8 protein-coding genes and 1 pseudogene are annotated in these 11,024 nt (G+C 33.7%); 8 read left to right on the top strand and 1 reads right to left on the bottom strand.

The annotated features are described in order from the left end of the window. The 5 genes and pseudogenes from AC3DU7_RS13545 to AC3DU7_RS13525 form a co-directional block, all read left to right on the top strand. Nucleotides 1-881: pseudogene (locus tag AC3DU7_RS13545) on the top strand (glycogen debranching enzyme); the annotation flags it as partial. 707 nt (nt 882-1,588) lie between these two features. Then, complete coding sequence (locus tag AC3DU7_RS13540) at nt 1,589-2,224, top strand: hypothetical protein (RefSeq protein ID WP_488039865.1); 636 nt, start codon at nt 1,589-1,591, stop codon at nt 2,222-2,224. Between the two features lie 10 nt (nt 2,225-2,234). Continuing rightward, nucleotides 2,235-3,221 carry a GUN4 domain-containing protein gene (locus tag AC3DU7_RS13535; RefSeq protein WP_488039864.1) on the top strand — a complete coding sequence of 329 codons (987 nt, stop codon included), beginning with the start codon at nt 2,235-2,237 and terminating at the stop codon, nt 3,219-3,221. A gap of 20 nt (nt 3,222-3,241) precedes the next feature. Beyond that, nucleotides 3,242-6,031 (top strand): SPFH domain-containing protein, encoded by a 2,790-nt coding sequence (locus tag AC3DU7_RS13530; protein ID WP_488039863.1) that lies wholly within the window; start codon nt 3,242-3,244, stop codon nt 6,029-6,031. Nucleotides 6,032-6,122: 91 nt separating this feature from the next. Further along, a complete protein-coding gene (locus AC3DU7_RS13525; RefSeq protein WP_488039862.1) occupies nt 6,123-6,296 on the top strand; it encodes a hypothetical protein in 174 nt (57 codons plus the stop codon). A gap of 176 nt (nt 6,297-6,472) precedes the next feature. Here AC3DU7_RS13525 and AC3DU7_RS13520 read toward each other — a convergent pair whose 3' ends face one another. Beyond that, a complete protein-coding gene (locus tag AC3DU7_RS13520; protein WP_488039861.1) occupies nt 6,473-7,015 on the bottom strand; it encodes a DNA-binding protein in 543 nt (180 codons plus the stop codon). A gap of 174 nt (nt 7,016-7,189) precedes the next feature. Between AC3DU7_RS13520 and treZ the strand changes: the two genes are divergently transcribed. The 3 genes from treZ to AC3DU7_RS13505 all read left to right on the top strand — a co-directional run bounded on the left by treZ (nt 7,190) and on the right by AC3DU7_RS13505 (nt 10,243). Further along, entirely contained in the window at nt 7,190-9,013 is a 1,824-nt protein-coding gene (treZ, locus tag AC3DU7_RS13515; protein ID WP_488039860.1) for a malto-oligosyltrehalose trehalohydrolase, read from the top strand. 477 nt (nt 9,014-9,490) lie between these two features. Next, on the top strand, nt 9,491-9,958 hold the full coding sequence (locus AC3DU7_RS13510) for a hypothetical protein (protein ID WP_488039859.1): 468 nt from the start codon (nt 9,491-9,493) through the stop codon (nt 9,956-9,958). Between the two features lie 129 nt (nt 9,959-10,087). After that, entirely contained in the window at nt 10,088-10,243 is a 156-nt protein-coding gene (locus AC3DU7_RS13505; protein ID WP_488039858.1) for a hypothetical protein, read from the top strand. The last annotated feature ends 781 nt before the right edge of the window (nt 10,244-11,024 follow it).

The raw sequence follows: 11,024 nt of genomic DNA, 5'->3' as shown, positions 1-11,024 counted from the left end.
GAGATTTTTGGCGAGGAGAAGAGGAAACATTAGCTGAATTTGCTTATCGTTTTACAGGTAGTTCTGACTTATATGCTTCTAATGGTAGGTTACCTCATGCGAGTATTAATTTTGTAACTGCCCATGATGGTTTTACTCTGAATGATTTAGTTAGTTATAACGAAAAACATAACGAAGCAAATGGGGAAGAAAATAATGATGGAGAAGAACATAATCGTTCTTGGAATTCTGGAGAAGAAGGAGAAACTGACGACCAAGAAGTGTTGGATTTAAGGAACCGTCAAAGGCGTAATTTTTTAGTAACTTTAATGTTGTCTCAAGGCGTACCAATGTTATTAGGTGGAGATGAATTTGGGCGGACGCAAAAAGGTAATAATAATGCCTATTGTCAGGATAATGAAATTTCTTGGTTGGATTGGAATTTACAGGTAGAAAATTCAGATTTATTAGATTTTACTCGACAGTTAATTTATTTCCGTTGTCAACATCCAGTATTTCATAGACGTAAGTGGTTTGAAGGTCGTGCTATTCATGGTTCGGATGTGAGTGATATAGGTTGGTATAATCCTGATGGTGGAGAAATGACTGAGGAACAATGGAATATTGATTTTGCTAAATCTATTGGAATCTTTTTAAATGGAGAAGAAATTCCTGCTAGTGGTGAGCGTGGGGAAAGGATTATTGATGATTGTTTTATGATATTTTTTAATGCTCATTATGAATTAATAGATTTTACAATTCCTCCTAAGTTTCAAGATAGAAGTTGGGTAGTTATTGTTGATACGAGTAAATCTCGCTTTGTGGAAAATGGTAAGCAATATCAAGGTGAAGTTCCTATTCCTGTGATGGAACGTTCAATTGTTGTTTTAAGGCGTTTGTAATTAATGGATAATTGATAATGGATAATTGATAATTAAGTACCAGGACAAAATTAATTGTGCATTTTTGATTGCTCTGTTATATATATCAAAGGATAAAAAACAAATTTATATACAAATAATTTTGTCTACTTATTTACCTATCCCTAAAAGGGATAGGATTGATTAAAAGGAAAAAAATTATTTTCTCTTGGTCGATTCAATATTTGTAAAAATACTTTTTTTCTATTCCCTGTTGTCTATTGCTTTTAAGGAAAAAGCAATAACTTTTTGGCTTTATTCAAAATTTAGATGCACCCAATGAATGAAACAATCATTCCTTTAATTTTCTGTTCAAATTGATTTTTAATTAGTAGGTTATCTGGAATTGGTAATTTACCGAGTGATATATATAAGTATTGCCACCAACAAATCAACATGGGAGAAGAAAGAATTTAAAGCTTAGGTATTATATATAGCAATATGATTTGAGTTGTGAGATATTGGAAACTTTTAGGCAACAGCTCATCTGGCAACAGGCAACAGAGAATAAGAAAAAAACGTATCATATTAATGTAATAATTGCTATATTCTGCACTTTTAAGGAACGCTTCAATTCTCACAACTCATTCCTGATTGCCATATCTGTGGTCTGTTAAGACTAAAGGATAAAGAATAGATTTTTCTATTCGTGTTGAATAAAATCAAAATAATCTGGTACTTCAATAAAAATGGCAAAAAACTATCTAAAAGCTATCGCTAAGGCAACTCGTACATTTGCTGGTCCTTTTGCAGCTCCTTTTGACGGTGTTCTTAGTCTCTATGAAGATGAACAAATGGAAAAACGTGAAGCTAAACTAGACGAAATGATTAATCAAGGGCAAAACCTGAGCCGTGAAGTTCTTGAAGAGATATTTATAGCTAGAAGTGAAATCAAAGAATTAAGAGAACAATTTATCTTGGGAATGGAAATTTGTTTTTATATTCTGGCTCAAAATACGGCATTACTATCTAGTCCTGATTTAGAAGAAAATCTTCCTTTTCTGATTGAACCATATAGGGAAAAGTTAGAAGCAAGTGGGTTGATTACAGATGAAGTTTTAGCTGATGAGCTTTATAAGTATTATGAGAAAGATACCCGACTTTTTTTAGCACATATTTCTGCTGATTTTCCTGTGGGAGAACTTCGCACTAATGAAGCTGTACCAGTTATTATTTCTGACTTTTTAACGAGGTTTTCTGGTCAGGAATTAAAGCAACAAGCTAAAATATTTAATGCTTTGAGTAAAAAAAATCCAGGTAGTAAACCTTTAAAGGTAAAAAGCTTGATGCTTCAAGAACAAGTGATTAATAAAATAGAGGGATGAGAAATTATTTATGGCTAGTTTATTTCAAGAGCTTCTAGAGGAGATTAGGAAAAGAAGAGGCAAATATGAGGATATTGAGGGGGAAATTATTAAGGAGCTTTTGCAAGTTTATAAAAGAGATCAGAGACTTTTGATAGAATTTCTAGAACGAGGAGGGTTTGATATTAGTAACTTGAAGCCAAATGAATCTCCGCGAGTAATTGTATCTGATTTTTTAAGTCAATGTAATGGTCTAGATATAAACAAATTATATAAAATTTTTAGTAAGTTACACGAGCAAAGTCCAGGTCTTACCTTCGTAAAAGAAATTAGAGATACATCAGAACAAGCTAAGAGTAAAAAATTTAATTTTTCTCGTACATATAAACCATCACTATACCCACCAATACCACCAATATCTCCCCCTCCTATAAAATCACCTACAGGTCAGCAGGTTGTAGAAAAAACCGAAGAAACCACTATTTTAAAACAAAATTTAGACCCAGAAATTTATGATGAATTAGAAAATTTTCTGCAAAAACAAAAGTGGAAAGAAGCTGATTTAGAAACGATGAGATTAATGATAGAAATTGCTGACAGTATTGAAAGTTCTAATCATTTTTCTAAAAATAGAGATTTGATAACATGGCTAAACCGTGAGGAAATAAAAAAAATACCTGATGAAGCGTTAAAAACCATAGATAAACTTTGGTTTAAATACAGCAACGGTAATTTTGGTTTCAGTGTACAAGCAAAAATTTGGTGCGAATGTAAAGGCAGGCAAGGAGAATTTAATTTTACAATTTACCAGAATAAATTTGCCAAATCTATCGGTTGGTATGATGGTAAAAACTGGATAAAAAAGTACGATAACTTTAATTTTTCTAGTAAAGCAATGCCAGGGCATCTTCCTTCTTTAAGTTTTCCCAATCCGAAAAATTACGAGATTAAATGGAATCTGTGGAAAGAAACTTTTGAGCATTTCTTACCACGTTTATTTATTTGTGAATTAATCTAACTAAATGAGGATTTAAAAATATGAAAAAAAACCTGATTTTGGCAAAAGCAGCTACCCTTCTAATCATAGCTACTATTAGTTCTTTGAATTTGGCAAATAAACCTAAAACACAAGCATTAGCAGAGGAATCTAATAGAGTATTGATCGATGAAAATTTCTCTCCTTCAAAGCTTTCAAACACAAATTTATCAACCCCAATTACCCAGCAAGTAAAAAGTTCTCTAAACACCCAGTCACCAACTCTTGTTTTAGCAAAAGTTCCAGGAATAGCAATCGCAGCAATTTTCCTACTTATTCTTATAGGTGGTATAGCAGTAGTAGTTGTTATCTGGAGAACAAGACTTAAGATTCAACCTAATGAAATTGGAATTTTATACAATAAATTTGCCTTAAATTCTTCTCTCGGCCTTCCTCCAGGTCTTGAAGCTAAAGTTATCTCTACTGGATTAAATTGGAAATATTCTTCTTTGATATATGACATTAAGACAGGCGAAGTTACTACAATTAATCAAGATGAAATTGGTTTGGTTGAAGCTAAATATGGAAAATCTTTGGAAAAGGGTGAAAACTTTGGTAGAAAAGTTGATTGTGATAATTTTCAGGATGCACAAAGTTTTTTGGAAAAAGGTGGTCAAGCTGGTAAACAACTTGTTCATCTAGAAGCAAATACATACTATATTAATACTGAAATATTCAATGTCCGAAAAGTTCCTTTAATTAAGATTCGTCCAGGAGAAATAGGACTGGTGATAGCTAACTATGGAGCTTTAATGCCAGTCGAACAAATATTAGGCAAAGTAGTAGAATGTAATGATTTTCAAGATGCAGAAGCATTTCTAAATAGTGGAGGACAAAAAGGTAAGCAGCTTGCTATTCTGACTACAGGAACATATAAGATTAATACTGATTTATTTACTGTAATTACTACTGATAATGCCCATGAACATAATGAACATCCAGAGAATTTAAAGGTTTGCAAAATTGATAAAGATAAGATTGGCATTGTAACTACAATGACTGGAAAAACTCTCCCTAAAGACGAAATTGCCGGACGAGAAATTGAGGGACATAATAATTATCAAGATGGGCATAAATTCTTAGACTTAGCAGGAGAAAGAGGTTTACAAGAAGAAGTTTTGAAAGAAGGAGAGTGGAATCTAAATCCTTGGTTTGTCAAAGTTGAGCAAGTACCAGTAACTAAAATTGAGCAAGAAGAAGTAGGAGTTGTTATCTCTTCTGTTGGAAAAAAATACAACAGACATGATGATGAGCAGAGTAGCTCCAAATATCAATTAGTTGATCCTGGATACAAGGGAGTTGAAAACAAACCTCTTACAGCTAATACTTATCCTATTAATACCAGAGTTAAAGAAGTGAAGCGAGTTCCAACTACCCAAATTATACTTAACTGGTCAGATGAGAAAAAAAATCGTTTTAATTATGATTATGAATTGAAAACAATTAAGCTAATTTCATTGGATGGTTATGAAATTTCTGTACAGTTTACTCAAATTATTCGTATTGCTCCTGAAAATGCTCCTAAGATGATTTTCCTAGTTGGTTCTGACGGAGAAGAAGACAAAAAATCTTATACTGATGAATTTGAGCAAACTGTTGTTAAATATCCAGCTATTAGAAATCTAGTTTCTCGTGTATTGGCAAGAGTCGTTTCTAGTTATTTTAGACAAGCTGCTACAGGTAAAACTGCTATTGAATTTCAAGAAGGAAGAGCTAGTTGTCAAGAGGAAGCAAAAATATATATCAACGATCGTCTGGCAGAAATTGGTGTTGAAGGATGTGACACTGTTATTGATGAAGTTAATTTACCTAAAGAATTAGATGAACATAGACAAAGAGTAGAGAAACAAAAGCAAGAGGAAAAAGAAGCTGAAGCAAAAGCCAAAGCAGAAAAACAACGTGGGGTACTTACTAAAGCAGAAAAAGATAGAGAAGAAATTATATTAGTAAGAGATGCTGAAATAAGGTCTAAAGTTTCTCAAATCGATGCTTATTCTAAATCACAGAAAGAACAATTAGATTTAGAAACATATCAGAAAGAGCTAGATATTAGAGCCGCTCAAGAAAAAACAATTAGTCAAATAAAGCTTGATGATCTTCGTGCCAGAATTGCTGCTCTTAGTCCCGAACTTTATGCTCAAATAGAAACACAAAGAAAATGGGCAGATGCACTGACTCAAGCGAAAATTACTTTGCCTCAAATTATGGTAACTGGTGGTAATAATAATGCTTCAGGAGACTCTGCGTCAAATTTATTGAATTTATTACAAATAGAACATTTAACTGGACTTGCAGGTCACCTTCAGCTTAACCAAGGAACATCCACACCGCTACTTTCCAAACCAGAAACAAAAAATTCCCTTCCCCCAAACCCAGAACAGAAAAGTTTACCAGCAAATTCTGCTGAACTTAAGATTCCAGTTGTTCTGGTATTAGATACATCTAGTTCTATGTCTGGTGAACGTATTGATTCCTTAAATGCTGGAATTGCTGCTTTTAAAAAAGAATTTGAACCGAGTAGCAAAATATCCCAATCTGTGGAATTAGCCATCATCACTTCTAATAGTAATGGGCAAGGAATTCAAAATTTTGTGAATATGGATAGATTTGCTCCATCTCCTTTCAAAGCTGAAGGAGAAACTATGATAGGTGAGGGAATTAATTTAGCATTGCAAAAAATAGACAATTATCAGGATAATTACCAAAGCAATAATATTCAGGACTCTCAAAAACCTTGGTTATTTTATATTATAGGTTTTCCTCCAACTGACCCAAATTGGCAAATATATTGATAAGGATTGGCAAAAATCAACACAGCGTGCTAAAGAAGCGGCAGAGGCAAATAAACTCAATTTTTTTCTAGTCGGTGTTCAGGGAGTAGATATGATTAACCTAAGAGAAATTGCTTCTCTACAACCACAATCCAAGTCGCTCAATGGTTTCCCTGAATTGTTCCACTGGATTGCTGAAAATATCAAAAAAGTTTCCAGGAATGAAGAAGGAACTCCTGCTATTTCAATTCTGCCTATTACAGAATTGGCACAAGATGAGGATTGATTATTAGACACTATTCTCTAGGGGCGAATAGCCATTCGCCTCTACAGTGGTCTACCAGAATGAAAACCGTTGTAATATTCTTATCTTCCCTTAAGAGAATTTATAGATAAGGATGAGCGATCGCCACACACCTTTCCCAAAATTCACCCAAAAACACCATATATAGTAGTCAAAAACTATAACGTTGCAGATACACAGTGTTTAGCCTTCCGATTTTTTTGTTTTGCCCGCTGCTGAATCACCTCCGGAGGTGGACCATAATCTCCGTTACTGAAATATACTCGCTCTACTATATTTCCCGGTTCTACTTCAATCCACAGACGGGCACCTCCGGCTTGACTTGTATTAGGTTTATGAGGTTGATAGACTATTTGACAAGGTCCGTGAATTTTCACCGCGTGACAATAATCTTTTTTGCCTCCTACTTTGACGGCGACTGCTGTATGAGAAGTTCCATGGTCTCGATTATAGTCTATAGTCTTTCGCAGAACATGGATAAAAGTATTCCCTGTGCGTTGATTTTTGTTCCAAGTTGGTTCTGGACCTCGACGACCAGGTGTAATTTCTGGCATTCCTCTATGATTTAGGGGAATTTGCCAAAGTCTTTTGACTTTACGCGCACCTATAACTCGGCCAGTATTTAGTAGAAAACGCAATCTACCTGTAGAGATATTTAAGAGAAAAGCTGCTTCGGTGGTACTCACTAATGAGACAGTCATAACTATAACGTTGTAGTTTTGGATAATTTAGCTAACATGAAAAGGAGAATTTAGAATTTTTTTTCAAAAAAGCAATTTTATTTTAAGAGGTTAATCGATTAACAGATAAAAATGTAGTCTAAAATTAGACAACATTATTGTGAAAAATTCAACGTCCTAAGAATCTATAAATCTATGATAATTGGTAGCCATTATTCAGCAGAAACAAATAAATGCCAATTTACTGTTTGGGCACCTCTACGAGAAAAGTTAGCTGTACATATTGTTCATCCCCAAGAAAAAATAATAGAACTTCAAAAAAATGAATGGGGATATTGGCAAGGAGAAGCAAAAGACATTGACCCGGAAACTCTCTACTTCTATCAATTAGACCGAGAAACTGACCGACCAGACCCTGCCTCTAACTGGCAACCCCAAGGAGTACATGGTCCTTCAAAAATAGTAGACCATCAAAAATTTACCTGGAATGATAGTTCTTGGCAAGGTATCCCCTTGGCAGAAATGATTATCTATGAACTTCATGTCGGTACCTTTACCCCCGAAGGAACTTTTGCAGCCATAATTCCCAGGTTGCCAGAATTAAAAGATTTAGGGATAAACGTTATAGAAATAATGCCAGTTGCCCAATTTCCAGGCGATCGCAACTGGGGCTACGATGGAGTTTATCTATATGGTGTCCAAGATTCTTATGGTGGGCCGGATGGTCTAAAGGAACTTGTTAATGCTTGTCATCAAATGGGCATTTCTGTAATTTTGGATGTTGTTTATAATCATTTTGGTCCAGAAGGTAATTATCTCTGGGATTATGGTCCTTATTTTACAGATAAATATCATACTCCTTGGGGTAATGCTGTTAATTTTGACGACGCATATAGTAATGAAGTGCGTAATTTTTTTATTGAAAATACTTTGTATTGGTTAGATAAATATCATATTGATGGTTTACGTTTAGATGCTATTCATGCCATTTATGACATGAGTGCCGAACCTTTTTTACAACAGTTAGCTGACCGAGTAGAAGAGTTTAGTAAAAATGGTAGTTGGAAACGTTATTTAATTGCGGAAAGTGACTTAAATGATGTGCGAGTTTTACGTTCAAAAGAGAATGGAGGGTTTGGTCACGATGCTCAATGGTGTGATGATTTTCACCACTCTTTACATAGTCTTTTAACTGGAGAAAGTTCTGGATATTATTCTGATTTTAAGAGTATAGAATCTCTGAAAAAGTCTTACAAACAAGGATATGTTTATACAGGAGAATATTCACCTCACCGTAAGAGAAATCATGGTAATTCAACCCTTGGTTTTGCTGGAGAAAAATTTGTAGTTTGTATTCAAAACCACGACCAAATAGGTAATAGGTTAATTGGAGAAAGATTATCAGCTCTAGTGAATTTTGAAGGATTAAAATTAGCAGCAGGAGCAGTTTTAATTTCTCCATTTGTACCAATGTTATTTATGGGAGAAGAGTATGGAGAAGAAAATCCTTTTATGTATTTTGTTAGTCATGGAGATCCTAATTTAGTTGAAGCAGTGAGAAAAGGTAGAGCAGAAGAATTTAAGTCTTTTAACTGGTCTGGAGAAGTACCCGATCCTCAAGGTGAAAAAGTATTTATGGACTCTAAATTAAATTGGGAAAAATCTAGGGAAGGTAAATATGGAGTTTTACGTTCTTTTTATAAACAGTTAATTGAGCTACGGAAAAAAAATCCAGTATTAGCTAAACTTGAAACCTCTCAAATAGAAGTACAAAGTTTGGCAGATAAAAATGTCTTATTGCTTCACAGGTGGGGAGAAAAAAGTAGTGTATTGAGTCTGATGAATTTTGAAAAGCAGTCTGTCACATTTGAACCTCAACTGCCTACAGGAAATTGGCAAAAGCTGATTAATTCCTCAGACCGAGAATGGATGGGAGAAGGTGCTGTTTTACCTGAAAAATTATTATCTGGACAAGCCGTGACAATTAATCCTTTAAGCTTTGCTCTTTATGAAACTTGATTGGAGCATTCCGCAGAGAATATACATTAGATATCTCCGGAAAAGAGGGAGTAGGGAGTAGGGAGTAAGCGGAAATAATTGATGATTTTTGCGCGATAATTGATTTTATACCAAATTCCAAAAAGGTCGCTACAGTATTAATCTCTAGATTCCTAGCAACAGAATAAAGCACTGTAGCAGTATTTTTTGAAAATGGTATTCTTTTTGAAGATCGCCAAATGTTGATTTTTAGGTTTAAAAGTTATGATGGCTAAAATAACCTATAATTGATGGTAATGTAATACTTAAAAACTAATGATAAATTTCCCAAAAAACGTTTTTTCTGAGTCTTTTCCAATTTTTCAAAAAATACCTCCTTCCATGACTTCCATAAGGGAAAGAAAAGTTCTTCAGTATTTCGCTCGTTGCCTTTACTCTGGTGCATGAGAAATAGTCGATCTTGGTTCAGGAGTAGCAGGAACAGTATATCCCTTTGCTTTGGGATTATCAAAAAATCAACAAGTATTAGAGAAAAAATCTAGAATTTATGCCTATGATGCTTTTACAACTCCAAAACAAAAAGTTGCAGCTAGAGGAGGACAAATTTATTTCCAAAATACTAGAGAAGCTCAAAAACAAGACTCCTACTTACACATATTTCAAAAAAATTGTAAGACTTTGATTGACTATGTTAATGTTTGTGATGGAGATATTACTACATTGTCATGGTTACATAAACCCATTGAGATTATTCACATTGATATAGCAAAAAAATTAAAAGTATGGCAACACATTGTCAAAGAGTTTTTTCCTGATTTCTGTGTCAATCAAACTATTGTTGTTAATCAAGATTTTTCTAGTTCGAGACTTCCTTGGCTAATTTATTCTACTGGTATAATTCTGCCCTATATTGAACTTTTTGATCGTGTAATTAATGGTGTTATATATTTTAAAGTAGTTCAATAAATACCATCAGTTATTCTTAGTAAACTTGCAGAAGATGATTTTAGTATTGCGGAGAAAATAGATGCAATTAATAAAATTATGGAGGTACTTGATGATTGTATTTTTTTCGGTAATGTTAACAAGGATTTAATGAAAGGACTTATGAAACTGGCAATTGCTTATATTTATTATTATTTTGGCGACAAACAAACATCTTCTACCTTGGCAGAATCACTAAAGAATAATCATGCTATTGTCAGGCATTGCTCCGGGTTCTTTCGGGAATTAGGCGTTTCTCTTAATTGAAGCTTAACTACTATCAATTTTTAACTAGGGCTTGCTGAAAAAGTCTTTTTTTCAGATGAGAAGCCAGAATTCAGAAGTCAGAATCCAGAAGTCAGGAGGAATGAGAATTATAGAAGAGGTAATCAGAAAAATCGTCCCAAGATTGTTCTTCCCCTATCTTGCCCAAAATGCGCTCCTTTTTGAGCTATTGGAGCTGAAAACCAGGTACTTTTTCAAGACCTAAAAAAGCTAAAACTTATATCAGTAAATGCTTTGAGATAATCAGCAAGCCCTAACTATATTTGGACTACATGAAAAATAAATATACAGTTTAATGTTTCAAAAAAATTTCTCTGTTAAACGTAAAATTTTGAACTTTTAAGAACTAATTAATCAACACTTATAGCAGTTTTCATGTGTCATAGAGTACAGAGATTTTGCCTGAAAGGCAGCGGGGGCTGGACTTTTGTAGTCAATATGAGTGAAAACTGCTATAATTATATCTATTTAACTATGGGAATTTCCATGACTACATTCATTATAGAATTTAATCTACTTATACTTATAGTTTTGACTTTGGCATTAGATAAAGTAGTAGTTTCATATTTAACCAAACTAGGAAATTTTCAGATTTATGCTTTTCCTAAATATTTGCCAAACAGATATTTATCTGTTCAACATAAACTTTTAAAATTTAATTAATCACAACTTAATTATCTCTATTTAACTATGCGAATTCCCATTACGACCTATAGAATTCAATTTACTCCTCATTTTGGCTTTGATGCAGCTAAAGTTATAG

The organism is Okeania sp., from assembly GCF_983059655.1.
This window is presented reverse-complemented; position numbering and strand designations above follow the sequence as displayed.

What these genes read in the sequence shown, in the direction of transcription:
- AC3DU7_RS13540 (WP_488039865.1), top strand. Translation starts at nt 1,589, where the DNA reads ATGGCAAAAAACTATCTAAAAGCTATCGCTAAGGCAACTCGTACATTT.
- AC3DU7_RS13535 (WP_488039864.1), top strand. Translation starts at nt 2,235, where the DNA reads ATGGCTAGTTTATTTCAAGAGCTTCTAGAGGAGATTAGGAAAAGAAGA.
- AC3DU7_RS13530 (WP_488039863.1), top strand. Translation starts at nt 3,242, where the DNA reads ATGAAAAAAAACCTGATTTTGGCAAAAGCAGCTACCCTTCTAATCATA.
- AC3DU7_RS13525 (WP_488039862.1), top strand. Translation starts at nt 6,123, where the DNA reads ATGATTAACCTAAGAGAAATTGCTTCTCTACAACCACAATCCAAGTCG.
- AC3DU7_RS13520 (WP_488039861.1), bottom strand. Translation starts at nt 7,015, where the DNA reads ATGACTGTCTCATTAGTGAGTACCACCGAAGCAGCTTTTCTCTTAAAT.
- treZ (WP_488039860.1), top strand. Translation starts at nt 7,190, where the DNA reads ATGATAATTGGTAGCCATTATTCAGCAGAAACAAATAAATGCCAATTT.
- AC3DU7_RS13505 (WP_488039858.1), top strand. Translation starts at nt 10,088, where the DNA reads ATGAAAGGACTTATGAAACTGGCAATTGCTTATATTTATTATTATTTT.